Source organism: Marinobacter sp. V34, assembly GCF_055524115.1.
In genome coordinates this window covers 231,590-258,236 of the sequence record NZ_JBUPZY010000008.1, presented here as the reverse complement: position 1 = coordinate 258,236, position 26,647 = coordinate 231,590, and the positions used below count along the sequence as shown (strand labels likewise).

Here is a 26,647-nt window from a genome sequence, read left to right as displayed (position 1 = left end):
CGACCGGCGCTGGCTACAATATCGTCAAGAAACCAATCGTCTCTGGAAAACCGGCGTTCATGCGTAAACTGAGAAACAAGATCACTCAAAACCTGATCCCGGTTTTCCGACGCCGGCTATCCGGTGTCGACGCATTGCCGCAACTGGCTGTTCTCGGATTGCTATCCGGCCTGTTTACCGGTGGCGTGATTCTGGTTTTTCGCCTTGCCATTGAATGGCCGCTTGGGTATTTCCTGCCTGGCGACGGCTCTGAGTCGTTTGAAGAACTGGACATTCTTACGCGTGCCATCCTGCCACTGGCAGGTGCCGTTGCGCTAGGCCTGATGATGCACAACCTGGCAACCCACGACCGCAAGGTGGGCATCGTGCACGTAATGGAACGCCTGAACTACCATCAGGGCTACATTTCCGTTCGCAGCGCGCTTGTCCAGTTCGTCACTGGTGTTGGCACCGTCATTACCGGCCAATCCGCTGGTCGGGAAGGCCCCGCCGTGCATCTTGGCGCTGCTATCTCCAGCCTGATGGGGCAATGGATGCGACTACCCAACAACAGCATCCGGACCTTAGTCGCGTGCGGCTGCGCTGCCGCCATCTCCGCTTCTTTCAACACTCCCATTTCAGGCGTTATTTTCGCCATGGAAGTGGTGATGATGGAGTACACCATCGCCGGTTTTACCCCCATCATCCTGGCGTCTGTTACCGCAGCAGTGGTCACCCAGGCCACGTATGGCTCAGAGCCAGCGTTCAGTGTGCCGCCTCTGACCATGAACTCCCTGCTGGAAATCCCCTGGATTATCGCCATTGCAATCATTATCGGGATCGCGGCGGCAGCATTCATTCAACTGGTCGACACCACTGGCCGACACCACCACCGACCGGTATTGCTGCGGCTTACTATTGCCGGACTTCTCATGGTGCCGTTTGCCATCGTTGTACCTGAAGTGATGGGCATCGGATACGATACTGTGCAGTTCACAATCGACAACCAACTGCCGTTCTGGCTCTTGCTGGGCGCTGGCATTGCCAAGTTGTTGATCACTTCGGTCACCCTCGGCCTTGGCATGCCCAGCGGCGTTATTGGCCCTACCCTGTTCATGGGGGCCACCCTGGGAGGCGCCATGGGACTGATCGGGGCCCAGATATTGCCAGACATGGCTTCGTCCGTGGGTTTCTACGCCATGCTGGGCATGGGTGCCATGATGGGGGCCGTGCTGCAGGCACCACTGGCAGCGCTCATGGCGCTGATGGAGCTCACAAGAAATCCCAACATTATTCTGCCGGGTATGCTTATCATTACAACATCGAGCCTGGTAACCAGTGAAGCCTTTGGCAAAAAGTCTCTGTTCCTGACCATACTCAAGAGCCAGGGGCTGAGTTACCAGAACTCACCGGTCATCCAGGCTTTACGACGTGTGTCCGTCGGCGCCATCATGGACAGGAGCATCTTACGCACCGAACGCTTCCTGTCGCGTGAAGAAGCCAGAAAAATTCTCAAATCCGAACCAAAATGGCTAGTAGTGGAGGGAAGTAGCGGCCCCACTGGCCTGCTGCCGGCAGTGGATCTGGCCCGTTACATGGAAGACACCAAAGCGCCAGCAACGGATGGTGAAGAAAGCACAGCGCCAGAGCAGATAGACCTGATGGACATCCCTGCCAACCGTCGGGACATTGCGCCGGTGCAGTACCAGGCAACCCTGGATGAAGCACTGAACGAATTTGATCAGACCAGCGTAGAAGCCCTCTACGTGCAGCGTCACGTTGCCCCGACAATCCAACGCGTCTATGGCGTTGTGCTGAAATCGGATATCGAGAGTTACTACCAATACCGACGGAGTTGATAAATGCTGTGGGTTAAAGCCCTGCATATTGTGTCCATGGTGTGCTGGTTCGCCGGCCTTTTTTACCTGCCAAGACTGTTCGTCTATCACGCCGCCTGTGAGGATGAGCCCGGTCGCCAGCGCTTCAAGATCATGGAACGCAAGCTCTATCGGGGGATCACCACGCCGTCCATGGTGGCGACGGTTGTTTTTGGCCTCTGGCTCATCGGTTACAATGTCGAAGGTTACATGAGCCAGGGCTGGGTTCACGCCAAACTGTTGTTGGTTGTCCTGCTGATCGGCTACCACTTCTACTGCGGACATCTGGTGAAGGTGTTCCGCGATGACCAGAACACCCGCAGCCACGTTTTCTACCGCTGGTTTAACGAGATGCCCGTTCTGGCACTGGTCGCTGTCGTTATTCTCGCTGTCGTCAAACCATTCTGAGGAGCCAGACTATCAACCTTAACAGCCGTCCTCACGTTCTGATTATTTCCGGCCTGGACCCCTCCGGCGGTGCAGGCATCCAGGCCGACATCCAGGCGGTTACCGCCCTGGGCTGTCATCCTTTGCCGGTGCTGTCCTGCCTGACTGTGCAAGACACCCGGAACGTATACAACGCCACCGCAACGGATCCGGACATCCTCCGCCAACAACTGGAATGCCTGGCTGCGGACACCCCCATTCACGCCATCAAAACCGGTGCCCTCGGCAACGCCGATGTGGTGGATGTGCTGGTGAACTTTCTTGCCAACCACCCAGACATTCCGCTGATTACCGACCCGGTGATCAAGGCCGCCGGCGGCGGTGACCTCGCCGACGAAGCGCTGATTGCACGCATGAAGGAACGCCTGTTCCGGCACGCAGAGATAATTACGCCAAACAGCATCGAGCTGGCGCTACTGGGCGAGGATGAGGACCCTGAGAAAGCGGCCCGCAACCTTCTAAACGCTGGCTGCCAGTCAGTACTGGCCACGGGAGGCCATGGCGAAGGCGAGGACATCATTAACACCCTCTACCACCAGACTGAAGAACCTTCCCATTTTTACGTTGAGCGGGTTGGTGGTGAGTATCATGGCACCGGGTGCACCCTGGCGGCTTCGATCGCCGCCGGCAGGGCCTCAGGCCTAGCGGCCGGGGCAGCGATCGACCAGGCCCAAAACTATGTTCTCCGTGCTATCCGGCACGCATTGCGAGTTGGCAAAGGGCAGCCAGTGCCCGATCGGGGCACTCCATGGCAGAGCTAACGCCTTCCGGCACCTTCAGTGCCCGGGCCATAGCCAAGGGACTGAAGCCAGGCCTCTACGCCGTTACCGACAGCGGCCTGCTGTCGGAAGACCGACTGCTGATTGCGGTTGAAGCAGCCCTTCGAGGCGGGGCCGTATTGGTACAATATCGTGAGAAGAACGCGCCACAGCCGGAGCGGCTGAAACAGGCACAGGATCTGGCCGCATTGTGCTATAACGCCCGAGTGCCGCTGATCATCAATGATGACCCCGAACTGGCCCGACGCTGCGGTGCCGCCGGCGTGCATCTGGGCCAGTCCGATGGCTCCCTGGCAATGGCCAGACGACAGCTTGGCGACCATGCCATCATCGGCGCAACCTGCCATGCCGACCAGGCCCTGGCTTCCCGTGCCGACGCGGACGGCGCCGATTACCTGGCCTTCGGCCGCTTCTTTAACTCAACCACGAAGCCTGACGCGCCCGCTGCCAAGCCCTCAGTCCTGACCGAGTCACGACAGTTTGGCAAGCCCGTGACCGCCATTGGCGGCATCACCACGGACAATGGCGAAGGCCTGATCCGCGCCGGCGCCGATCTGCTGGCCGTGGTCGGCGGCCTGTTCGATGGCGACGTCGCCACCATTGAAGAGCGCGCACGCCGGTTTAGCCGGATGTTTGCGCAACATCACCCACTTTTTTCATCGTCCGTACCTCAGGAGTCCTGAACCATGACCCAGTCCGAAACCCTATTCGAACAAGCTCAGAAATACATCCCGGGAGGCGTAAACTCCCCGGTCCGAGCTTTTCGGGGAGTCGGCGGTACCCCACTGTTTTTCAAACACGCCGAAGGTGCCTACCTGTACGACGAAGATGATCGCCGCTACATCGACTACATTGGTTCCTGGGGGCCGATGATCCTTGGCCACGGCAACCAGATCATCAAGGATGCGCTCCACGCGCAGGTCGATCAGGGCATCGGTTACGGTGCACCGACGGCGATCGAAACCGAAATGGCCAAGAAGGTCTGTGAACTGGTGCCTTCCATTGACCTCGTGCGCATGGTTAATTCCGGCACCGAGGCCACCATGAGCGCGGTTCGACTTGCCCGCGGCTATACCGGCCGCGACAAGATCGTGAAATTTGAAGGCTGCTACCACGGCCACGTGGATTCACTGTTGGTGAAAGCCGGTTCCGGGGCGCTAACTCTGGGCGTTCCCAACTCACCGGGCATTCCCGCAAGCCTTGCGGAACATACGCTGACCTTGACGTTCAACGATATTGAAAGCGTTCGCGAAACCTTTGCGGAAATGGGCGATGACATCGCGGCCATCATTGTTGAGCCGGTAGCCGGCAATATGAACTGCATCCCCCCGGTACCCGGTTTCCTGGAAGGTTTGCGGAAGGTGTGCGATGAGCACGGCACGGTTTTGATTTTTGATGAGGTCATGACTGGCTTCCGAGTCTCCCTCGGTGGTGCTCAGGACCTCTACGGGGTCAAACCGGACCTGACCGCCCTGGGCAAGGTCATCGGCGGCGGCCTGCCCGTCGGCGCGTTTGGTGGTAAACGGGAAATCATGGAACACATTTCTCCGCTGGGACCGGTTTATCAGGCTGGCACTCTAAGCGGCAACCCGCTGGCCATGTGTGCCGGACTCGCCACATTGAACGCCATTTCAGAGCCCGGGTTCCATAACCGGCTGACGGAAAAGACCAATGCCGTTCGCGATGGGCTGAAGGAAGCTGCGGACAGCACCGGCGTCCCACTGGCAGTGCAAAGCGCTGGCGCCATGTTCGGCTTCTTCTTTACCGACGCCCCCAAGATCACCCGCTTCGATCAGGTCATGGCCTGTGACGCCGAGCGGTTCAAGAAGTTCTTCCAGGGCATGCTCAAAGAAGGCGTGTATCTGGCGCCTTCGGCCTTTGAAGCCGGCTTTACCAGCGCCGCCCTGACCGACGATGACATCCAACAGACAACGGAAGCGGCACGTCGTGTCATGAAAACGCTCTGACCAATGCCAATTGCCCCCCTGACCCCGAAATTCTGCCTGCAACAAGGACATGTCTTTCGGGGCCCCAGGGGTGACCCGCGTCACACTTCTGACCACCCAAACCGACCCGGCCCCTCCTGCCGTTGACTTCGCTCACCCCATGATCAAATTATGGTCAGATCTCAGACAAGAGATGCACTGACTGCGACCATCTAACAATCACAAGACAGAAGTCAGCGCACGGACGCCATGCAGTACTGCCTTGGGCTGCCCGAAAAGCAGTAACCGGCACAACCTGTTAGGTCGAGCCGCAGTTTGACAACAAATACAACAGCAAACTGTAGGTGCAACAATGAAACAATGGATCAAGGCATTCGCCATGCTGGTGGTACTGGCATGGTCGGCGCCATCAATGGCCTGGTGGTGGAACTCTACGCCATCCAACTACACCGACACCCGCTATCCGGTGGTGTTGGTTCACGGTATGTTCGGATTCGATTCAATTGCGGGTGTGGACTACTGGTATGGCATTGCCGAGGACCTGCGCAAGTACGGTGCCGATGTCTACACCACCCAGGTACCCGCTCTGGACAGCACCATCGCCAGGGGTGAGGCACTGCTACCACAGATCGCCTCAATCGCGGCGGTTCATGGCAAGGTAAACCTGATTGGCCACAGCCATGGCGGGCCCACCGCTCGATACGTCGCACGGGTGAGACCGGACCTGGTGGCCTCGGTAACCTCCGTAGGTTCTCCCCACAAAGGCTCACCGGTTGCAGACCTGATTTACGGGTCTCCGGCGGAAGGTCTTGCGGCATCACTGGGCAACGCACTGGGAAGCCTGATCGACCTGCTCTCCGGTGGCGGCTACAACCAGGACCTCCAATCAAGCCTCTACTCACTGACCACCGAGGGCAGTGCCGAGTTTAACAACTTCGCGCCCGCTGGTGTTCCTGCCAGTGCCTGTGGTGAAGGTGCCTATTCCAGCAACGGTGTGCGCTTTTACTCATGGGGTGGCACTGGCGTACTGACCAACGTGCTGGACCCGTCCGACGTGCTATTGGGCACCACTAGCCTCGCGTTCACGTTCAGCGCCAATGATGGTTTGGTAGGTCGTTGCAGCAACCATTTCGGAAAGGTGATTCGTGACAATTATTTCATGAACCATTTGGATGAAGTGAATCAGGCTATTGGACTGCATAGCCTGTTCGAGACTGATCCAAAGACCGTCTTCCAACAGCAGGCCAACCGCCTGAGAAATGCCGGGCTTTAAACCCCATACCCCGTGGCAGGACATGGATGTCCCGCCATGGCCTCAGAATACCGTCTCAAACCCGAGCATCACTTCCCGACGGCTGTAGTCATAACGTTCAATGGTACTGCGGTTGTCCAGCATGCTCCATTCCGCCAGCATCATCCATTGGCCTGCCAGACGGTATTCCGCCAGCAGAGAGCCGCGCAACCGGTTATCTCTGCGCCGTTCTGAGACCAGCGCCCCGTTCGATACAAACCTTTGATCATCCTTGTAGCGAGAGTGGCGAACGTCGGCCTTGCCGCCCAACGAGAATCGGCCCGACACATAGTGACGAACTTCAGCCGACACAAGATTGCGTATCGGGGATACACTGAAGAACTCCTGTTGTGTCGACAGATCTCTTCGATGGTTGTCTTCCAGTTGATAGTGGCCGCTAAGAACCCAATCTCCCAACGCCTTATCAGCGCTGGCACTAAACCGCAGCATCTCGCCATCGTAGGCGCTGTAATTGCTACCACCTTCAATCGTAGAAACCGAACCACTTACGCTGCATTCAACACCAGACACAACAGGAGCCAAAACGCACCGATCGGGGTGATAAAGCATCTCGACTCGGGCCTCGCGCTCAAGAGGATCGCCTCCAAACCAGGATGTCGACAGGTTCAGGCTGGATGTGAGCTCTCCGCCCCCCAACTCTGTCGGCCATGACGCACCGGTGCTGAGATAAGTGCTATCAAAAGCTGAGTTCCCAGGGTACTGGCGAGTGAAGGCAACCCCGTGCACACTGAGTTCCTTCATTCCGAGCTGAACACTTCCCGCCGCCAGAGCGTCCGCAAAGCCACCTTCCTTATCACTGGAAACGTCATCCGGGGTTCCGGCAATATTGTCGTCGTATCCTCCAACGACGGCGAGATAGCCACTACCATGGCGCTGATCCGATGAAGATTGCGCGGTCACGTCAGACAACTGGTGACGAGCCAACGCCTGGACTTCTTCAGGTGAATCCTGGCTGGCAGCGCGTTCGAACCACTGGCGGGCGTCGCCCACCTTCCCCATCCTCTGTTTTACCAGACCGAGATTGTAGTAAGCCAGCGGCGCATGAGGCGTTTTCAACAACGTCAGGAATACCGTTTCGGCCGACTTGAGGTCGCCGAGACGGAAGTAAACAACACCGAGATTGTAGAGTAGGGATGGAGAGTTGGAGCCAGACGCCCTTGCTCGCTCGAAAAAAATCCGAGCCTCTTCCAGGTTTCCTTGCCGAAAGGCCTCCACCCCGGCATCGAAATCCGGCTTATTGATGACCTCCATGGCTATCGCCGCAGGCGTCGAGGTCATCAGGGCAATAAACAGAATGGCTGATCGTGGGAACCCCAAGCTTTACTCCGGACATACGCTGTGGTGACGTCCCTCAAAACAGACGCGTTAAGTGAGGGCACGGCAAAAACCGGAGTATAGCAATTGACGAAGTGCTTCGTCGCAGAAGGAAAATTACGATGCCGTATAGTTAGTAAGGGACGCTAGGGGCGGTCAGGACGATTGGAGGCGTCTGGCAGATCAGGCAACTCAGGGCGCCCCTTTCGACCATTGTCATTACGGACTTCCCGAGCCCGCTCTGACGCCGCGTTGGCGGCTTCTCGTCCTCGCTCGCGTGCGTCCTGTGCCTTTTCCGCGGGATTAACCGGCTTATCAGCGCCACGATTATTCGACGGTCGGCCAAGTGATACGGGTTCACGCAGGTTGATCTCACGCACGACAGACTCCGTAAGGTCCTCGTCGTCTGTAACCATTCTCATGGTCACATCAAGATCATTACTCGCAAAAACCGTTGACGGTCCCACCAAAAACAGGCTGAGACAGACGAAAAAAACAGTTCTCTGCCAGATTCCCGACATCATGACGAGGGCTCCGGACGTCCATTTATTGATGGGCCGCTGAGACTGGCCCGGAATGTCTTGGTTCTTTGACCATCGTCAAGATGAGCAACCAGTTCACCCTCGCCAGAAAACAGTATATTCAACGGCAGGTTTACCACGTTTTCGCCTTTATCCAGGTCTACCCTCCAGCTCAATCTTTGATGCCCCGGATAATTCGAGACCTCTACATGAGGAGGCAACTCAACCGTCAAAGTAACACCCTGCAGAGCTTCCCTCGAGCGAAACGCAAGCCGAACATTCCGGGCAACCGGCTTCAGTACCGAGCGCTCATCCGTGTTTTTATCAACAACGGTTACTCGATGATCGACTACTGAATCCGTTTTAGTATGCGCCAACTCATTCGTCGGCTCCTGGTCTGAACGCAAGCCAAAACCAAGCGCAATTCCCAGGACCAGGGCCGCCGCAATGGCACCGCCCGCCCATGGGGCACTCCAACCAACGTCTGAAAGGGTTTTACGGGACCGTCGCCCTCTTCCAATGGCGACATCCAGAACCTGTTTCTCAAAATCCGGCGACGGAGGAGGTATCTCCTGGCTTTCACGCATTGCGGTGAAGATTGCCATTTCATTGTGTGCAGCAACAGAACAGCTCTCACACTCGGCAATATGCTGCTCAAGGCGGCTAGCCTGAGCGGCCGACAGCTCGGCCTTTGCCCAGGAACCCAGATTGTTTTTGCACTCGTCACACGTCATTGCCATCACCTCATTCTTTCACACGCTCGGCCTGCGGAAAAAGTTCCGGACGCCCAAGTAACTTTTCCCGCAAGGCGGCCCGACAACGATGGACTCTCGATTTCACGGTACCAACCGGTACCTCAAGCACCTGAGCAATATCTTCCTGACTCCAGCCATCCACATCGTGCAGCAGCATCAGAGTTCGCTGATCCGGCGACAGAGTCTGAATAACCTCGTCCATAACGGGCTTTAGGCGCTCGGAACTGATCTGCTCGCTCACGTCGGGGATATCCGCAGCGTATGAGTCTAAAAAGGAGGACTGCTGGTCGGGTTCTGCTACATCGCTAACAGGCCTGTCAGCGCGACGTCCTTTGCGTCGCACCTGATCGATAAAATGGCGGTAAAGTACCCGATTAAGCCACGGTCGAAGCTGTTCAATTCCTTCCAGCTCTTCAAGTCGGGGATAGAGCTTGATTACCACGTCCTGCACCAGATCTTCTGCATCATGCTGCTGCCCCGACAGCCGGAAAGCGAATCGGTACATAGCGTCAAGATGAGGCTGGACCAGTTTTTCGAATCGTGCTGGCCTTGCGGCCCTTTTGAAAGGTATCAACGACAAAACACTGCCCCATAAACACTCACAAAAGACGACAGGCTCGTACCAGACAATGCACCGACGTGCGCTGACGGCGCCCGCTGATGCCGAATCTCGATATGTACATTCTGTAACACGATAAGCAGGAACCTCAGGCTAAACCCCGGCGTTATAAATTCAGGCATCGGACTCCGCAAGTGGGTATAGGACACCCGACATCATACCAACAAAGTTGGCCTACGAGTTCATTAGACTGCAGTACTGGAGATAAATTATGAATCATGCATTGATTAAAGGTTTTGGTATTACCGCGCTGGCAACAGCCATTGCAGCCTGTGGAGGAAGCGGTGGCGACAGCAGTGACGGTGAGGCGACCGGCACTGCCTCGTTTGGCGTAACAGATGCTCCAACAGCGCAGTTTTCGGAGGTCATTATTACCTTCACAGGGCTTTCCGTGAAACCGGCAGAAGGTGAAGCCGTGGTTTTCACCTTTGATGAGCCCAAGACGCTGGACCTTCTGACCCTTCAGGGCGGTAACCAAGCGCCACTACTGGAAAATGAGGAGCTTCCCGCAGGTGACTACGAGTGGATCCGACTGACCCTGGATGTCGACAATTCTCTCGTTTATGAAGCCCAGAATCCTGACGTCCCTTTATCACTTTTCATTCCCTCCGGCGCTCAGACTGGCCTGAAACTTGTCAGCGGCTTTACCATTGCCCAGGGTGGCGACCACAACTTTACCGTGGACTTCGACGTTCGCAAGTCGATCGTAGACCCTCAGGGTGGGCAGGCTGATTACTACCTCAAACCGGCGCTGCGTCTGATTGACAATCTGGAAGTGGGCTCCATCAGCGGCCAGGTGGATCACGCTCTCATCAACTCCACCCGCCTGAACGACGAGACGCTCGCAGACTGCGCCTATGAAGGTTCTGCGTACATATACGAAGGCGCGGATGTAACACCAACCGACCTGAACGTAAACGAAGAAGGTGGACCGCTCATGGTCGTGCCGGTGACGGCTAACGAGAATGACGGCCTGTACAGTTACACCGCTGCGTTCCTGACCGCGGGGAACTACACCGTCAGTTACTCCTGCCAGTTGGATGACAACGAGATGTCCGACACGCTGGAGTTCGATGGCACACAGAACGTAACCGTGGAAGCCGGTATGGAGGCGCAAGCGGAAACCATCCCACTAGCCCCGTAAGCAACGCTGATTGGCAACCCAAAGCCCCACCGGACTTCCGCTGGGGCCTTTCTCGTTTACAGGCTTGCCGCCCGGGCTTCTGCCTGATCCGCCCCAGCCACATTACCCCTGGCACGCCGGATATCCGCCAGCAGCAGCCATCCCGAGCGCTGCAATGACGAATTGCTGCCCGCCAAAGACAACCCTTTCAACGTGAACTGCTCCGCCGAACCCAGTTGATCCAGTGCCACGTAGGCTTGCGAGAGTTTGAAGTACACCTGCGCCGAGCGTGGAGCGATCCGCTGCGCCCGCTCCAGCTGCGCGACGGCTGCCTGAGTCTCGCCGGACGCCATCAGGCTGTCTGCCCTCTGGATAAGGCTTCGTGCCGCGGGTGACAGGGCGTCCCCTTCATCCTGGTAGCTGGGGGCCGTGCGCTCTGGCTGCCGCACCGGTTGATCAGGCTGCTCGCTTTTACGCTCAATCCGCGGTTCGTCACGCGGCTCACCGGCTTTTGGCGGCTGGGGCGCCTCGTCAGGGGATGACCGATCGCCGGCTGGCACATAAATGGACCCACCACCGGGGCCGGAGGCACAGCCGGCCACTACCAGCGAGAGGACCATTAAACCAGCACATCTGAACGTGTTAAATTTCATTGGAAGAGTCCTTCAAACCAGCCCCGTATCCGCCGCTCGATATTACCTCCGCAGGAAACCTCCACATCAGGCTCACTGCCGGTGATGAACGGTACGAGGCGTGCATTATCACAATGTTCTTCTGTCAGGGCGACTTCGTCGGGATTGACCCAGAGATACTCTACCCCATCCGGTACCACCGGCGAGAAGCCGTGCTGCGGTACCTGGCTCATAAATCGGGACCACACCGGTAACGCGCCGGTGGCGCCTGTCAGAGACGTTGGGCCGTTATCGTCCCGGCCAACCCAGGTCACCGCCAGCAGGTCGCCGCTGAAACCGGCAAACCAGGAATCGCGGCCATCATCGGTGGTTCCGGTCTTCCCTGCAAGCGTAAGCTCCCTCGGCACGGTGCGGTACGCGGAACGCCCGGTGCCTTCCTGCATGGTTTCCTGCATAACGTACTGGACAAGATGTACCGCTGCGGGATCAGCGACCTGATCCACTTTCAGGCTGTAGCGCGAGAGCGCCTCGCCTTGTGCATCGGTGACCTGCCGTATGGTTCTCAGGGGCGTATTGAAACCGGAGGTAGCCAGCCCTTGATAGATCTGGGCGACCGTTACCGGTGTCATGGAGACTGAGCCGAGCAACATTGAGGGGTACTCCGAAATACCTCCGGGAACGCCAAATCCCTGCAAGGTAGACTTCACAGCATCGATACCCACATCCAGCCCTACACGCACTGTAGGCAGGTTATACGAGCGGGACAGCGCCTTGTGCAGGGGCACCTCGCCGCGCTGTTCCTTATCGTAGTTTTCCGGCTCCCAACGGCGCCCGTCGTCGAACACCAGGGAGAACCCCTTGTCCTCGACAGGCGTGATCAGGGTATACCGATCCGGGTTCTGCAGCGCCGTCAGGTAAACAAACGGCTTGACCAGGGAACCGATAGGACGACTCGCATCCACGGCGCGATTGAAACCGGCATATTTCGGGTCACGCCCACCAACCAGGGCCAATACCTCTCCACTGTCCCGCGAGGTCACCACCATGGCGGATTCCAGCGTGGTATCGGAACTCCCCTCCATTCGCCCGAGCATATCCTTGACGGCAAACTCCGCCGCGTACTGAATTGCCGGGTTCAACGTGGTGAATATGCGAAGGCCTTCGCTCTGCAGATCTTCCTGCTTGTAATCCCTGGCCAGGTGACGGCGCACCAGATCGATGTAAGCCGGGTACCGATTTTCCGAGTATGAGGCCCGGTTCGTAACACCCAGTGGCTGGGCACGGGCCCTGGCGGCGTCCTCTTCGCTGATGAGGTCGGTTTCGGCCATTACATCAATGACCAGGTTGCGACGGGACAGGGCACGCTCCGGATGGCGCCGGGGATTATAGTAGCTCGGCCCCTTCACCAGGCCGACCAACAAGGCAATCTGATGGGCTTGAAGATCACGAATCGACTCGCCGAAATAGAACTGGCTGGCCAGCCCGAACCCGTGAATGGCTCGTGTGCCGGCCTGCCCCACGTACACCTCGTTGACGTAGGTTTCCAGTATGTCGTTCTTTTCGTAATGGAGTTCCAGCAGCAGCGACATCAGGGCTTCGTTGCCCTTGCGCAACAAGGTTTGATCCCGGGTCAGGAAGAAGTTCTTCACCAACTGCTGGGTCAGCGTGCTGCCCCCCTGCACGATCTGCCCGGCCCGGATATTGGCCAGCATTGCCCGGCCGATGGATAGTGGAGCGATCCCGACATGGTCATGGAAGTTGCGGTCCTCAACGGCCAACAACGTATCGGTGAAAAGGTCAGGCACATCCGCCAGCTGCACCAACACCCGGTCTTCCTTGTGGGCGGGATAGATACCGCCGATCTGGGCCGGTTCCAGGCGCACAATCGGCGAAGGGTCGCCCGACAGTACCCGGAAATCCTGCACCTGGTCGCTGTAGATGTTGAGCGACAGGCGTCTACGAGGTTCCAGCCCGTCGGTAAACAGAAAGCCCCGAGTGCTGACAATAAAGTGGCCGCCATTGCGACGATAGGTACCTGCCCGGCTGCCATCACCTGCGCGATAGCCGGACAGCTCAAGCTCCCGCTGCAGCGCACCCGAACTGACGCTCGCACCGTCATAGAGTTCCAGTGGTCTCGCGTAGACTCGAGACGGCACTTCAAATCGACGGCCTTCGAAGCGGGAGGTGACCACCGCATCCAGGTAAACCATCCAACCGGCGAGCAGCACCACACCGATAAAAAAGACGCGCAGAAACAGGCGCCAGAACCAGGGGCGGCGGGCAGACTTTCCCTTGCGGGTGTTTTTCTTGGGCGATTTCCGGGGGGAAGCAGATTTTTTCATGGCGGGATTATAACGAATCCGGGCATCGGTACGGCAGGTCATCCGTGTGTTATTTCTGTAATCTGCCCGTTTTGCTCGTTATGATGGGGGCGATAAAAATCAACGAGTTCAAGGAACCCAAGGAGAGAGCCGTGAGCGATGCACCTTCCGACAACCTGATTCTGGCACTGCAGGATCCGGCACTGTATGACCACCCGGTGAAAGAATTTCAGGTTATCGAAACACATATCTCATGGGTCATCCTGACCGGCGATTTCGCCTACAAGATCAAGAAGCCAATGGACTTCGGCTTTCTCGACTTCTCAACCCTGGAGCGGCGCAAGCGCTTTTGCGAGGAGGAGTTGCGGCTGAACCGGCGCCTCGCCAACAACCTATATCTCGACGTATTGCCCATAACCGGCTCCGCAGAGGCTCCAGCGCTCGGTGGCGAGGGGGACGCGTTCGAGTACGCCATTCGCATGCGCCAGTTCAACCAGAACGAGCTATTCGACGTGCGGCAGGAAAACAGCAAACTCACGCCTGAACTTCTCACCAGCCTCGCCCGGCAGGCCGCGGATTTCCACGACAACCAACCACCGGTTGAGCCCGGCAAACCACTGGGAACGCCAGAAGCGGTCTTCGCTGCGATGCAGGAAAACTTCGACCAGATCCGCCCGATGATTGACGATGACGCCCTCCTGCTTCAACTCGACAATCTGGAACAATGGACCCGCAGCACCTTTGAACGTCAGTCGGCCCTGATTTCCGTACGCTACGACGGCGGGTTTGTGCGGGAATGTCATGGCGACCTGCATCTGGCCAATATCACGGTCTATGACGGCGACGTGACGATATTCGATTGTATCGAGTTCAGTGAGCCTTTCCGCTGGATTGACGTGATCAACGACCTGGCGTTCCTGTTGATGGATCTGGAGTCCCGCCGTGAGCCCGAACTGGCGAACCTGGTTCTCAATACCTACCTGGAATACCGGGGTGACTTCGACGCACTGCCGCTGCTGCCTCTCTACAAGGCTTACCGGGCTATGGTCCGCGCCAAAATCGCCCTGTTTACCCTGGGCAACCCATCGCTGACCGATACTGATAGAGAGGGGCTGATGCAGCGCTACCGTGATTACGCCCAATTGGCGGAAGACTACAGCGCCATACCCAATCCCTACCTGCTAGCCACCACTGGGCTCTCCGCCAGTGGTAAATCTTGCGTCAGTGGTTCCATGGCGGCGGAGTTGGGGCTGATCCGGCTGCGTTCGGACGTAGAGCGCAAGCGGCTTTTCGGCCTGGGCCCGCTGGACCACAGCAAATCCCCGACCGGTGAGAAGCTGTACACCGAAGAAGCCAACCAGCGCACCTATGAACGCCTGGCTGAACTGGCCGGTGACCTGCTGACCAGCGGTCTGCCGGTCATCGTAGACTCTGCCTGCCTGAAACAGTCCGAACGGGAGATGATGGCGGACGTGGCGGAGAGCCGAGGCATGCCGTTCGCGCTCCTGCATTGCGAAGCGCCCCTGGAAAGCCGCAAGGAATGGGTTCGCAATCGCTCAGATGATGCCTCCGAAGCCACCGAAGAATTCCTGGAAGAACAGGAGGCCTGGCTTGAGCCCCTTACCACTGAGGAAAAAACCCACACTATCCATCTGTATACCGACCAGGAACATGTGGGAGAGGCGGTCGCAGACCGAATCCGCCAGCATTTCGGCCTGCCAGGAATGTAAAGCGTCTACATTAAGCCGTACGTGCCCGGGTGCGCTACAACATCCTGAAGCGACCGATTCAGGCTTCCAGGATAACCGGCACGGCCTCCCTCAATGAGATATTCCCATCCGGCCCCTGCGGGCCGGACAGCACTGCCTTGTATGCCAGCAACTCAACGCCGGCCGCTTTTGCTTCACGCAGCAGTACGCCATAGGCGCTGTCGATATGATCAGCCGGCCGCACACTATCGATGCCGGTGTGGTTGACCACAAAAAACAGCACTGCACGCTCGCCGGCCCTGGTCTGGGCCATCAATTCCCTTAGGTGTTTCTGCCCACGAGTGGTTACAGCGTCGGGGAAAAACCCCTGTCCATCCTCACACAGGGTTACATTTTTCACCTCTACCCAGGCATCCGGGTGACTGATGTGGCCGCTCAGGTGAAGGTCGATACGGCTTTTTTCCGAACCATAGCGCACTTCTGCCCTGCAGATTTTGTAGCCGGCCAATTCCGGAACATCCCCACCTTCAATGGCTTCACGGGCCTGCGCGTTCGGCCGCGCCGTGTTGATGCAGGCCACCTCGCCCGGCGCGGTTTCAACCAGCTCCCAGGTATATTTCAGCTTGCGCTTGGGATTGTCACTGGTACTCAGCCACACCCGGGCATCTTCAGGCTGACACCCCAGCATGGAGCCCGTGTTGGGGCAATGGGCGATGACCTCACTGCCATCCGGCAACCGGACATCAGCCAGGAACCGCTTGTAGCGCCGTATTAGCCGGCCTTCGATCAATAGTGCGGGCAACTTCATTTTGGTCTCCGTGCAAAAGTAGGCGTCACAAGGCTGGCACCCCTGTGACTAATCTGCTATTTTCCGCAAATTCCCGTTTCAGGACGAATGCTTTTTCCAGGGTAATGACCGGCCAGTATTCGCTGGCCGCCGGAAGTAAAGCGCTCTTGCGAAGTACAAACATGAGGCCGGGTTCAATGGCAAAGACTGCAGAACAACCACGCGAACGTTTCACCAACTTCACCCCTTATGAAATGAAGAAGGGTGAAGAGTACATGAGTGCGGAAATGCTCGAGCACTTCAAGAATCTGCTGCTGCAATGGAAGCAGGAGCTGATGGAAGAAGTGGACCGCACGATGCACCACATGCAGGAAGATGCGGCAAATTACGCAGATCCAAGTGACCGCGCAACCCAGGAAGAGGAATTCAGCCTGGAACTGCGCACCCGTGACCGCGAGCGTAAACTGATCAAGAAAATTGACCAGACCATCGACCGCATCGACAAGGATGACTACGGATTCTGCGACCAGTGTGGCGTTGAGATCGGCATTCGTCGCCTTGAGGCACGGCCAACCGCGACATTGTGCATTGACTGCAAGACCCTCGCTGAAATTCGCGAGCGCCAGACTGGCATCTGACCCCAAGCCCCTGAGTATGCTGGCCCCCGAACCCGGGGCCGGTATTCACCAGCCATGATCGATTCCCACTATCGCGGCCGATTTGCGCCGTCTCCAACCGGGCCTCTGCATTTTGGTTCATTGGTCACTGCGGTTGCCAGCTACCTGGAGGCCCGAAGTCACAATGGCACCTGGCTGGTGCGGATTGAAGATCTTGACCCCCTGCGGGAATCCCCCGAAGCCACCCAGCGGATACTGGCCAGCCTGGACGCCCACGGCCTGCATTCCGACGAGCCCGTACGGTTTCAGTCGGAACGCGATACCCACTACCGCGCGCTGACCGACCAGCTACTCCATCAGGGGCTGGCCTATCGCTGCGCCTGTTCACGGAAGCAACTGCAGGAAAACGGTGGGCGCCACCCGGAGCGCTGCCGCAACGGAAAGGCAGAACCAGGAGAGCGTCCATTCGCTGTCCGCTTTGCCCTTCACGACGAGCACAGTGAGTGGCACGACCAGCTACTGGGTCCTCAGGTGCAACAGGTACAGGCCGAAATGGACGACCCTGTCATCCTGCGCAAGGAAGGCTTCTATGCCTATCAACTGGCCGTGGTTGCCGACGACATCGACCAGGGCATCAGCCACGTCGTCAGGGGCTCCGACCTGCTGGACATGACCGCCCAGCAACAGCAGATCTACTATTCGCTGGGCGCCTCACCGCCTCACTGGATGCACATTCCGGTTATTCTCAACGCCGATGGCCAGAAACTTAGCAAGCAGAACCACGCACCAGCCCTGAATGACCGTGAAGCAAAAGACAACCTGAAACAGGCCCTTGCCGCATTAGGGCAGGATCAACGTTTGTTGGCAGGGACATCAGACATCGGTACCCTGCTTGCCCGGGCTGCAGCCAATTGGGCACCGGAGCGGATTCACCTGACAGTCCGGTGAACGACGTGTTATAAACCTTCTCACAAGCGACAGTGCGGATATCATGCCTGATGTATATCTACCGTCTGGTCTTCCTTCTGGTTCTGGCCATCTACATATTCTCTCCCAACATTCTTGACTGGTGGACGTCACCAGGGAATGCCTGGTACAGCCCCTACGTAATCTGGGCCGGCCTGATTGCGATCGGCTTCTGGCTGGAATGGCGACGAGACCCCAATGAGTTTTAGCGCTCCCGGCCTATTGCTGGCCAGCCTGTTATATCTGGTACTGCTCTTCGGCATTGCGTGGGTGACCGAAAAAGGCGCACTGCCCCGCAGCTTGATCAGGCATCCCCTGGTGTACACGCTTAGCCTTGGTGTGTACGCCGGCATCTGGGCCGTGTACGCGGCCGTGGGCATGGCCGCTGAATCGGGGTTTGGCTTCCTGGCCTACTACCTGGGCATCAGCGGCGCCTTTCTGCTGGCACCGGTTCTGCTCAACCCGGTGATGCGGATTGGCCGCGCCTACCAGCTCACGTCTCTTGCCGACCTCTTCGCCTACCGCTATCGAAGCCAATGGGCGGGCACGCTGGTGACCATCTGTTCCGGCACCGCCATATTGGCCTTGCTGAGCATGCAGATCCAAGCGGTATCCACGTCTGCCAGCCTGTTGGCACCGGATACATCCCCCCAACTCATCAGTGTGCTTTTCAGCATTACTGTGGTCCTGTTTGCCATGCTGTTCGGCACACGGCGCAGCCAGGGTTCCGAGAACCACCAAGGCCTGGTGCTGGCCATTGCCTTCGATTCCCTGGTGAAACTCTTTGCCCTGCTGATCCTTGGCGGAGTCATCCTGTTTGGTGTGTTCGATGGCATGGCTGGACTGGAAAGCTGGCTGGCAGACCAGAGCACCCCGGTGAGCACGATGACCATGAGCATCGATGATGGCAGTTGGCGCGCCTTGATGCTGATGTCCTTCGCCGGCGCCCTGGTGCTTCCCCACATGTACCATATGACGTTCAGTGAGAATCCGTCGCCCAAGTCGCTGGCAAAGGCCAGTTGGGGATTGCCCCTGTACCTGCTGCTACTCGGCCTCCCCATTCCACTGATTCTCTGGGGTGGTCAGGCACTGGCTGCCACCACGGGACCAAACTTTTACGCCATCGGCACCGCCCAGGCCCTCGGCAGTCCGGCGCTGACACTGATGATGTACATTGCCGGCCTGTCAGCCGCCAGTGGCCTGATGATCGTCAGCACCCTGGCGCTGGCAGGCATGGTCCTGAACCATGCAGTGCTTCCACTACGAACCCCCAAGGACCACGGTGACATCTACCACTGGCTAAAATGGGTCAAGCGCCTCCTCATCGCGGCCATCATCTTCACAGCACTGCTATTCCATGAAACCCTGGGCAAAAACCTGGACCTGTCGATTCTCGGCGCCATTTCACTATCAGGCATGCTTCAGCTGCTCCCCGGTGCGCTTGGCGTCATCTACTGGCCAGAAGGCAATCGCCGTGGCCTGATTGCCGGGCTGATCTCTGGCCTGGTCATATGGGTGGTTACGCTGGTGTTGCCGTTCTCCCATACCGCCAACCTGCTGGACTTCGTCGGGGCTCCCCTGGTGCCGGATTACAGCAACTGGCACATCTTCACCTTCGTTAGCCTGACGGTGAATGTCACCATCTTTACCCTGATTTCAGTTCTGAGCACCAGTTCTGCCGAAGAAGCCGGGGCTGCCCAGGCATGTTCTCTGGGCGCGCTTTCACGGCCCCAGCGCAGGGAGTTACTGGCAACCTCGTCTGCGGACTTTACCCGCCAGCTCGCGGTTCCGTTAGGCCTGGGCGTTGCAAGAAGAGAAGTGGAAAAAGCCCTTACCCAGCTCAAACTGCCCAACATGGAATATCGACCTTACCAACTTCGCCGCTTGCGCGACCGCGTGGAGGTAAACCTTTCAGGCCTGCTTGGCCCCGCCGTCGCTCGTGATCTGGTCAAACGGCACCTGGGCTATAAGCCCATGGCCAGCGGCGGTACAGCGCAGGATATCCGCTACGTTGAACGAGCTCTCGGGGATTACCAGAACCGCCTGACCGGGCTGGCCGGGGAGCTGGACAACCTGCGGCGCCATTACCGACAAACCCTTCAGAACCTCCCCATTCCCGCCTGCTCTGTCGGTGAAGACGGCGAAATACTGATGTGGAACAACGCCATGGAAGCTCTCACCAGCATCACGGCCGACGATGTTGTGGGTGCCCGACTGATGGCCCTCCCCGAGCATTGGCACCTGCTGCTGGATGATTTCAACAGCGGTGAGGACCTGCACCGGTATAAACACCGCCTGGACCTGAAAGGCCGTCCCCACTGGCTTAACCTGCACAAAGCAGCCTTGAGCGGCCCCGATCACACCGAGGGTGGCAGCATCATCCTGGTGGAAGACCAGACTGAAACCCGCCTGTTGGAAGACGAATTGATGCATAGCGAACGGCTGGCATCGGTGGGCCGGTTGGCGGCTGGCGTGGCCCATGAAATTGGCAATCCCGTCACGGGAATTTCATCATTGGCACAGAACCTCAAACTGGAAACCGATGACCCGGACATTCTGTCCACTGCTGAGCAGATACAGCAGCAGACCCGCCGCATCTCCACCATCCTCCAGTCGCTGATGAACTTCGCCCGGACTGGCAATCACGCTCACGCGAACCGCTACGAACCAGTGGATATTCGTCGCTGCGTGGATGAGTCCATCAACCTGCTATCGCTCAGTGACAAAGGCATGGGCATTCATTACCGTAACGACTGCCCCGATGAACTGATGATTCTGGGAGACGAACAGCGGCTAGTGCAGGTGTTCATCAACCTGTTGGCCAATGCCCGGGATGCCTCACCCATTGGCGGAGAAGTGCGTATCAGTGGAAACCGCGACGGCTACTCCGCTATTATCGAAGTCACCGACAACGGGTCCGGCATACCGAAAGACCAGCTGGACCATATCTTCGAGCCTTTTTACACCACGAAGGCCCCCAACAAGGGAACTGGTCTGGGCCTGTCGCTGGTGTACAGCATCATTGAAGAGCACTACGGCAACATTCAGGTGGACAGCCCGGCTGATGCTGACGCCAGCCGGGGAACCTGTGTGCGCATGAGGTTACCGGCCTACGAGCCGGACACCGGAACCACCACCAGCCAGAACGAAGGGTCGTAAACGCGTTATGCCTCGCATTCTGATTGTAGAAGACGAAGAGATTATCCGTTCAGCGGTTCGCAAGCTGCTCCAGCACGCCGGTTATGAGGTTGCCGACGCCGGCTCCGTGGAAGAAGCCGAAGACAACCACGACCCCAGCGAGTTTGACCTGATCATCTCCGACCTGCGGCTGCCCGGCGCACCAGGAACAGAATTGATACGGCGCGCGCCGGACACTCCGGTATTGATCATGACCAGCTACGCCAGTCTCCGCTCCGCCGTAGACTCCATGAAAATGGGCGCAGTGGAGTACATTGCCAAACCCTTCGACCACGACGAAATGCTGGAAGCCGTAGAGGGCATTCTTGCCAGAAAACCCCAGACTTCCTCCGCCTCGAGTCGGCCGTCAATGGAGCGCGAAACCGCCAGCGCGCCAGACAGTGACCCCGCCAGCATTATGTTCGGTCATTGCGATGCCATGCAGAAGGTGTTCACCCTGATACGCAAAGTGGCGCCCACGGAAACCACCGTGCTGATTCAGGGCGAATCCGGCACCGGCAAGGAGCTCGCCGCGCGCGCACTCCACTTGATGAGTCCACGGGCGACCAGACCGCTGATTTCCGTAAACTGCGCTGCGATCCCGGAAAGCCTGATCGAGTCAGAGCTGTTCGGTCATGAAAAGGGGTCGTTTACCGGGGCGGTATCAGCACGCACAGGGCTGATCGAAGCCGCTGACGGCGGCAGCCTGTTCCTGGACGAAATCGGTGAATTACCCGCCGAGGCCCAGGCCCGCCTGCTACGAGTGTTGCAGGAAGGCGAGATTCGCAAGGTGGGCTCCACCCAGAGCCGCCAGGTAGACGTGCGCATGATTGCCGCCACTCACCGTAACCTGAAAGCCATGACGCGGACAGGGAATTTCCGGGAAGACCTGTTTTACCGACTGAACGTTATGCAGGTACGCATACCGCCGCTGCGGGAAAGGCAGTCGGATATCCTTGGCCTGGCTCAGCGATTCCTGCAACGCCAGGGCGAAAAAATGAGCAAACCCGGCTTGAACCTGACACCAGAAGCCATGCGCGCACTGGAACGACACCGCTGGCCCGGCAACGTCAGGGAGCTGGAAAATGCCATCGAGCGCGCCACCATCCTCTGCGACAGCGACCTGATCACCCCGTCATTGCTGGATCTGGACGGTGAAGGCGGCGACGTTAACATTCCCGAAACCCTGGTTGACGGTAACAACGAGCAGCCCCCCTCCCGGGAAGCCGAGGCCACCAGCGACCTCTCCCTTGAGGATTACTTTCAACACTTTGTGCTGGAAAATCAGGATCGAATGAGTGAAACCGAGCTGGCCCAAAAGCTGGGGATCAGCCGTAAATCTCTGTGGGAGCGGCGGCAACGCCTGGGCATCCCACGAAAGAAAAGTTCGGGGAACTGAGACTTTTCCGGTATCCCTCAAGCAAGCGTTGTTACCGGAAAAGTGTGAACCTGAGCTCAGTTGTTACCCTGTGTTCCTGACGGTAACACCCCAGATCTAAAAAACGCGACCTCAGTAACACTTAAGTCTTACGGCCCACCTTTCCAGATGGCCAAAAAATACTAACCTGCTGTTAATAAACAGTTTTAAAAAACTGGCACACGGACTGCACTCTATAGGGCGCACAACAACAAAAACAACAGTGACAACGCAGCGCCAACAACAAAAACAAAAAGCTGTAGAAGACGTTCGGTAACAAAAACAAAAACAGAACGTGAGCGAACTGAGTGTTTTGGGTACTTTGCTTTTTAGTGGTCCCACGGCACGTGTGAGTTGTAGATGTAGAGAAGAATCGTCTTCCAGGCGGCACTGCATTTACCCAATGACTCGCCCGATGTCTCTGACTGCTCTGTGTATTCAAAGCTTTCCGTTTGCACTCCTGAAATCCCTAAGTTTGGGGATTAACAGTGGGGTAGAAAAACGAAGAAAAATCCCGGTAAAAACAAAAACAATGCAGATCGTCAACGCTTTCAGGGCGGGTTCGTGTAAACGAATCCGCCTTTTGATTATCTGGCCCAACCGTTTTTCAACTTGGCCGTTTTCGCTCTTCCCCCGGTTGTTTTCACCAGCTTATGACGCCAAACGTGTGCAAATCCCGCCCAAACCGTTAAACTCTCGCTTTTGCTCAGCGCAATAACGGAATTCAATGCTTAAACGACTATTGTCATACGTGTCAGGAAACGGGAAGAAAAAAGCCCGGACCTATCAACGTCAGGAAATCCCTCGGGACCAACACAAGGTCTCCCGCTCGTTCATCAGCGAGCCCGCCAAGAAAGTGCTCAGTCGGCTGAACAACGCAGGCTACGAAGCTTATCTGGTGGGCGGTGGTGTTCGCGACATACTGCTTGGTGGCAAACCCAAGGATTTTGACATCGCCACCAACGCCACGCCGGAAGAGGTGCATGACCTGTTCCGCAACTCCAGGCTGATTGGCCGGCGCTTCCGCATTGTCCACGTCCTGTTCGGCCGGGAAGTCATTGAGGTCACCACCTTCCGCGGAAATGCTGCGGAAGCGGAAGAAGATGACGACGACGATGACCGCAGAACCAGCGAACACGGCCTGCTGCTACGGGACAACGTCTACGGCAATCTGGAAGAAGACGCCCTGCGCAGGGACTTCACCGTGAACGCCCTCTATTACTGCATCCGCGACTTCACCGTGGTGGACTTCGCCAACGGCATTGAAGACTTGGAAAACCGTCAGATGCGGCTGATTGGCGATCCGGAAACCCGCTACCGGGAAGACCCGGTGCGCATGCTTCGTGCCGTGCGCTTCGCCGCCAAGCTGGGCTTCGATATTGAACCTGACACCGAGGCCCCGATCCGGGAGCTTGCACCACTGCTGACGCACATCCCGCCAGCAAGGCTGTTCGAGGAAGTACTTAAACTGTTCTCCGCCGGTTACGGTGAAGCCACATACGACCTGCTCAGCGAATACAACCTGTTGGCACCTTTGTTCCCGGAGACGGTACAGGCCATCAACAACGGCGAGCCGGATGATCTGATCCGCAAGGCCCTGCGAAATACCGATGCCCGCATCGCCCAAGGCAAATCGGTAACACCCTACTTCCTGTTTGCAGCCATGCTCTGGCCTGCACTGCAAGCGGAATGGCGAAAGCGGCAGGATAACGGTGAGCCGGTACAACCAGCATTGCACATGGCCATCGCCAAAGTAATCGGCCGCCAGGTACAGGCCACCTCGATCCCCAAGCGCTTCTCCGGCCCGATGAAAGAAATCTGGGAGCTGCAGATGCGCCTGCCCCGTCGCCAGGGTAAGCGCGCATTCGCCACTATGTCCCAGCCCCGCTTCCGCGCGGCTTACGACTTCTTGCTGGTACGGGAAGCCTCCGGCGAAATCGAACCAGGGCTGGGCCAGTGGTGGACTGAGTTCCAGGAAACGGACGAGCGCGGCCAGGAACGCATGTTGACACAACTGGGCAGTGACGGCCCCAAGAAGCGCCGCCGCAAGAAACCCGCGAAGAAGGCCTGACCGATGACGGCCGCGGATGTTTTTATAGGGCTCGGCAGCAACATGGCCGAGCCTTCCGCACAACTGGCCGGTGCCGTGGCGCGGCTGGCTGCACTACCGAAAACCGAACTGGTGGCCCAGTCCCCCTTCTACAGCAGCAGGCCGGTTGGCCCACAGGACCAGCCCGATTTCGTAAACGGCGCAGCCTGGTTACGCACGGAACTCCTCCCCCTGGAACTGCTGGACCAGCTGCAAGCCATTGAACAGGCCCATGGCCGCGAACGCATACAGCACTGGGGACCAAGAACCCTGGATCTGGACCTGCTCCTCTATGGCAATGAAACCATCGTCAGCGAACACCTGACCGTACCTCACGCCGAACTCGCCAACCGCGACTTTGTCTTGCAGCCGTTACTGGACCTGAAGCCCGAACTGGCGCTGCCAGACGGCCGCACCATTGCGCAACTGCGACAACAATGCCCGGACAACGGGCTACAGAAGCTCAACCCGGTGGAACGGACACCTTTCCCGTCCGGCTGAGATCAACGGCTCGGCGTGCGGCTATTGCCACAAACACACCCCCGGATTACCCTAAAGGCCTGGATGCCGGCATACACCCGGCCCGGTCTGGCCCATCCACCCACAAGGCAAGGATTCTATGGCTGTTACCATCAATACTCTGCGCGACTACAAGCAGAAGGGCGAAGCCTTCTCCGTTCTGACATCCTACGATGCCACCTTTGCTCAAATTGTCAGTGAGGCCGGTGTTGATGTCATCCTGATTGGTGACTCCCTTGGCATGGTACTTCAAGGGCATGACAGCACACTGCCCGTTACCATGGACCAGATGGTGTACCACGTGTCGTCCGTAGCCAAGGGCAACCGGGGCTCGCTGATCATGGCAGACATGCCGTTCATGACCTATGGCACCACCGAAGCCGCCCTGGAAAACGCTGCCGAACTGATGCGTGCGGGCGCCCACATGGTCAAACTGGAAGGCACCGACTGGATGAAAGACACCATCCACGCCCTGAGCGAACGCGGCGTGCCGGTATGCGCTCATTTGGGCCTGACCCCTCAATTCGTCAACAAGTTTGGCGGCTACAAGGTTCAGGGCCGGGATGAGAAACACGCCGAGCTAATGATCGAACACGCCTGTGAACTGGTCGCAGCCGGTGCCGATGCGATCCTGCTGGAGTGCGTACCTGCGCCGCTCGCGGCCAGGATCACCCAGGCAGTGCAAGCACCGGTGATTGGTATCGGTGCCGGCGCAGACACCGACGGCCAGGTACTGGTTGTCCACGATATGCTGGGCATGGTCACAGGCCGAAAACCGCGCTTCGTAAAAGACTTCCTGGCGGAGTCCGGTTCCGTCAAAGGCGCCATCGAAGCCTATGTGGCCGCCGTTCGCGACCGCTCATTCCCCGCCGAGGAGCATACGTTCAAGGCATGAGAACCGTACATACGCTTAAAGAACTCCGGGCCATGCTGCGCAGCTATCGCCAGCAAGGGAAACGTATCGGACTGGTCCCCACGATGGGCAACCTGCATGAGGGGCATATTTCACTGGTCAGAAAGGCCCGTGAAGCCGCCGACATTGTCGTGACCAGCATTTTCGTGAATCCGATGCAGTTCGGCGCCACTGAAGATCTGGACACCTACCCCCGCACACTGATTGAAGATCAGGAGCGACTTGAGGCTGCCGGCAGCACCCTGGTGTTCGCCCCTTCCAATGAAGAGATTTACCCCGAAGGACTGGCCCGGCACACCCGCATTATTGTTCCGGAAGTCAGTGAGGGCCATTGCGGCGCCAGCCGGCCCGGACACTTTGAGGGCGTAGCCACGGTCGTCACCATGCTGTTCAACATGGTGCAGCCGGATATCGCGGTGTTTGGCGAGAAGGATTACCAACAGCTGGCCGTGATTCGTAAACTGACCCAGGACCTGATGATACCGGTGGAAGTCATCGGCGGCCCAACTGTTCGCGAAAAGGACGGCTTGGCGAGAAGCTCTCGCAACGGATTCCTCACTGAGGATGAGCGTGCCATCGCGCCCGCTGTCTATCAGACGTTAAAAAACACCGTAGAACAGATTCATACTGGCCGGACCGATTTTACAACCCTGTCCCAGGAGGCCAACGATGCACTCAGTAAGGCGGGGCTTCGCCCGGATTACTTCAACATCGCCAACAGCCTGACCCTGAAACCGGCCAACGCCGACGATACAGAACTGACACTGCTGGTGGCAGCGTTTCTGGGCACCACGCGACTGATCGACAATCTGTCGATTACCCGTTAAT

Annotated in this window: 24 protein-coding genes; 17 read left to right on the top strand and 7 right to left on the bottom strand. The window is 57.8% G+C overall.

From position 1 onward, the window contains the following. Positions 1–59: 59 nt before the first annotated feature. The 6 genes from AC0B60_RS14790 to AC0B60_RS14765 all read left to right on the top strand — a co-directional run bounded on the left by AC0B60_RS14790 (position 60) and on the right by AC0B60_RS14765 (position 6,301). A complete protein-coding gene (locus AC0B60_RS14790) occupies positions 60–1,838 on the top strand; it encodes a chloride channel protein (RefSeq protein ID WP_465086592.1) in 1,779 nt (592 codons plus the stop codon). 3 nt (positions 1,839–1,841) lie between these two features. After that, positions 1,842–2,264, top strand: a complete 423-nt coding sequence (gene hemJ / locus AC0B60_RS14785) for a protoporphyrinogen oxidase HemJ (protein ID WP_465086591.1) — start codon at positions 1,842–1,844, stop codon at positions 2,262–2,264. Positions 2,265–2,302: 38 nt separating this feature from the next. Then, a complete protein-coding gene (gene thiD / locus AC0B60_RS14780) occupies positions 2,303–3,064 on the top strand; it encodes a bifunctional hydroxymethylpyrimidine kinase/phosphomethylpyrimidine kinase (RefSeq protein ID WP_465086613.1) in 762 nt (253 codons plus the stop codon). Further along, entirely contained in the window at positions 3,052–3,765 is a 714-nt protein-coding gene (gene thiE / locus AC0B60_RS14775) for a thiamine phosphate synthase (RefSeq protein WP_465086589.1), read from the top strand. Before thiD ends, thiE begins: the two co-directional genes overlap by 13 nt. Positions 3,766–3,768: 3 nt before the next feature. Then, positions 3,769–5,049, top strand: a complete 1,281-nt coding sequence (hemL, locus tag AC0B60_RS14770; protein ID WP_465086588.1) for a glutamate-1-semialdehyde 2,1-aminomutase — start codon at positions 3,769–3,771, stop codon at positions 5,047–5,049. 331 nt (positions 5,050–5,380) lie between these two features. Continuing rightward, positions 5,381–6,301 carry a lipase family alpha/beta hydrolase gene (locus tag AC0B60_RS14765; protein ID WP_465086587.1) on the top strand — a complete coding sequence of 307 codons (921 nt, stop codon included), beginning with the start codon at positions 5,381–5,383 and terminating at the stop codon, positions 6,299–6,301. Between the two features lie 42 nt (positions 6,302–6,343). Here AC0B60_RS14765 and AC0B60_RS14760 read toward each other — a convergent pair whose 3' ends face one another. The 4 genes from AC0B60_RS14760 to AC0B60_RS14745 form a co-directional block, all read right to left on the bottom strand. Further along, the gene (locus AC0B60_RS14760) at positions 6,344–7,657 is read right to left on the bottom strand and encodes a tetratricopeptide repeat protein (protein ID WP_465086586.1); all 1,314 of its coding nucleotides are present in this window, start codon (positions 7,655–7,657) and stop codon (positions 6,344–6,346) included. A 143-nt stretch (positions 7,658–7,800) separates the two neighbouring features. Next, complete coding sequence (locus AC0B60_RS14755; protein ID WP_465086585.1) at positions 7,801–8,076, bottom strand: hypothetical protein; 276 nt, start codon at positions 8,074–8,076, stop codon at positions 7,801–7,803. 98 nt (positions 8,077–8,174) lie between these two features. Then, entirely contained in the window at positions 8,175–8,915 is a 741-nt protein-coding gene (locus AC0B60_RS14750; RefSeq protein ID WP_465086584.1) for an anti-sigma factor family protein, read from the bottom strand. Positions 8,916–8,919: 4 nt separating this feature from the next. Next, entirely contained in the window at positions 8,920–9,504 is a 585-nt protein-coding gene (locus AC0B60_RS14745) for an RNA polymerase sigma factor (RefSeq protein WP_465086611.1), read from the bottom strand. A gap of 256 nt (positions 9,505–9,760) precedes the next feature. On the opposite strand from AC0B60_RS14745, the gene AC0B60_RS14740 reads away from it, so the two are divergent. Beyond that, complete coding sequence (locus AC0B60_RS14740) at positions 9,761–10,693, top strand: DUF4382 domain-containing protein (protein WP_465086583.1); 933 nt, start codon at positions 9,761–9,763, stop codon at positions 10,691–10,693. A 56-nt stretch (positions 10,694–10,749) separates the two neighbouring features. Here AC0B60_RS14740 and AC0B60_RS14735 read toward each other — a convergent pair whose 3' ends face one another. Together AC0B60_RS14735 and mrcB are read right to left on the bottom strand one after the other, a co-directional pair. Continuing rightward, complete coding sequence (locus AC0B60_RS14735) at positions 10,750–11,325, bottom strand: tetratricopeptide repeat protein (RefSeq protein ID WP_465086582.1); 576 nt, start codon at positions 11,323–11,325, stop codon at positions 10,750–10,752. Continuing rightward, entirely contained in the window at positions 11,322–13,646 is a 2,325-nt protein-coding gene (mrcB, locus tag AC0B60_RS14730; protein ID WP_465086610.1) for a penicillin-binding protein 1B, read from the bottom strand. The genes AC0B60_RS14735 and mrcB overlap by 4 nt, the downstream gene beginning before the upstream one ends. A 131-nt stretch (positions 13,647–13,777) precedes the next feature. On the opposite strand from mrcB, the gene AC0B60_RS14725 reads away from it, so the two are divergent. Continuing rightward, the gene (locus AC0B60_RS14725) at positions 13,778–15,355 is read left to right on the top strand and encodes a bifunctional aminoglycoside phosphotransferase/ATP-binding protein (protein ID WP_465086581.1); all 1,578 of its coding nucleotides are present in this window, start codon (positions 13,778–13,780) and stop codon (positions 15,353–15,355) included. Positions 15,356–15,413: 58 nt separating this feature from the next. Here the strand turns inward: AC0B60_RS14725 and sfsA are convergent, their stop codons facing one another. Then, entirely contained in the window at positions 15,414–16,142 is a 729-nt protein-coding gene (gene sfsA, locus AC0B60_RS14720) for a DNA/RNA nuclease SfsA (protein WP_465086580.1), read from the bottom strand. Positions 16,143–16,318: 176 nt separating this feature from the next. Between sfsA and dksA the strand changes: the two genes are divergently transcribed. The 9 genes from dksA (at position 16,319) to panC (ending at position 26,646) form a co-directional block, all read left to right on the top strand. Then, positions 16,319–16,759: an RNA polymerase-binding protein DksA gene (gene dksA, locus AC0B60_RS14715; RefSeq protein ID WP_288075400.1), complete on the top strand. Its 441-nt coding sequence runs from the start codon at positions 16,319–16,321 to the stop codon at positions 16,757–16,759. A 54-nt stretch (positions 16,760–16,813) separates the two neighbouring features. Further along, positions 16,814–17,686: a tRNA glutamyl-Q(34) synthetase GluQRS gene (gene gluQRS / locus AC0B60_RS14710; RefSeq protein WP_465086578.1), complete on the top strand. Its 873-nt coding sequence runs from the start codon at positions 16,814–16,816 to the stop codon at positions 17,684–17,686. Positions 17,687–17,736: 50 nt separating this feature from the next. Further along, the gene (locus tag AC0B60_RS14705) at positions 17,737–17,913 is read left to right on the top strand and encodes a hypothetical protein (protein WP_007153470.1); all 177 of its coding nucleotides are present in this window, start codon (positions 17,737–17,739) and stop codon (positions 17,911–17,913) included. After that, positions 17,903–20,863, top strand: coding sequence for an ATP-binding protein (locus AC0B60_RS14700; RefSeq protein WP_465086577.1), 2,961 nt, complete (start codon positions 17,903–17,905; stop codon positions 20,861–20,863). Before AC0B60_RS14705 ends, AC0B60_RS14700 begins: the two co-directional genes overlap by 11 nt. A gap of 7 nt (positions 20,864–20,870) precedes the next feature. Then, on the top strand, positions 20,871–22,280 hold the full coding sequence (locus tag AC0B60_RS14695; RefSeq protein ID WP_465086576.1) for a sigma-54-dependent transcriptional regulator: 1,410 nt from the start codon (positions 20,871–20,873) through the stop codon (positions 22,278–22,280). A 745-nt stretch (positions 22,281–23,025) separates the two neighbouring features. Then, positions 23,026–24,369 carry a polynucleotide adenylyltransferase PcnB gene (gene pcnB / locus AC0B60_RS14690; RefSeq protein ID WP_465086575.1) on the top strand — a complete coding sequence of 448 codons (1,344 nt, stop codon included), beginning with the start codon at positions 23,026–23,028 and terminating at the stop codon, positions 24,367–24,369. Positions 24,370–24,372: 3 nt separating this feature from the next. Next, entirely contained in the window at positions 24,373–24,888 is a 516-nt protein-coding gene (gene folK / locus AC0B60_RS14685) for a 2-amino-4-hydroxy-6-hydroxymethyldihydropteridine diphosphokinase (protein ID WP_465086574.1), read from the top strand. Between the two features lie 118 nt (positions 24,889–25,006). Further along, the gene (gene panB / locus AC0B60_RS14680) at positions 25,007–25,801 is read left to right on the top strand and encodes a 3-methyl-2-oxobutanoate hydroxymethyltransferase (RefSeq protein ID WP_199447706.1); all 795 of its coding nucleotides are present in this window, start codon (positions 25,007–25,009) and stop codon (positions 25,799–25,801) included. Continuing rightward, entirely contained in the window at positions 25,798–26,646 is an 849-nt protein-coding gene (gene panC, locus AC0B60_RS14675; RefSeq protein ID WP_465086573.1) for a pantoate--beta-alanine ligase, read from the top strand. The genes panB and panC overlap by 4 nt, the downstream gene beginning before the upstream one ends. Position 26,647: the final 1 nt, after the last annotated feature.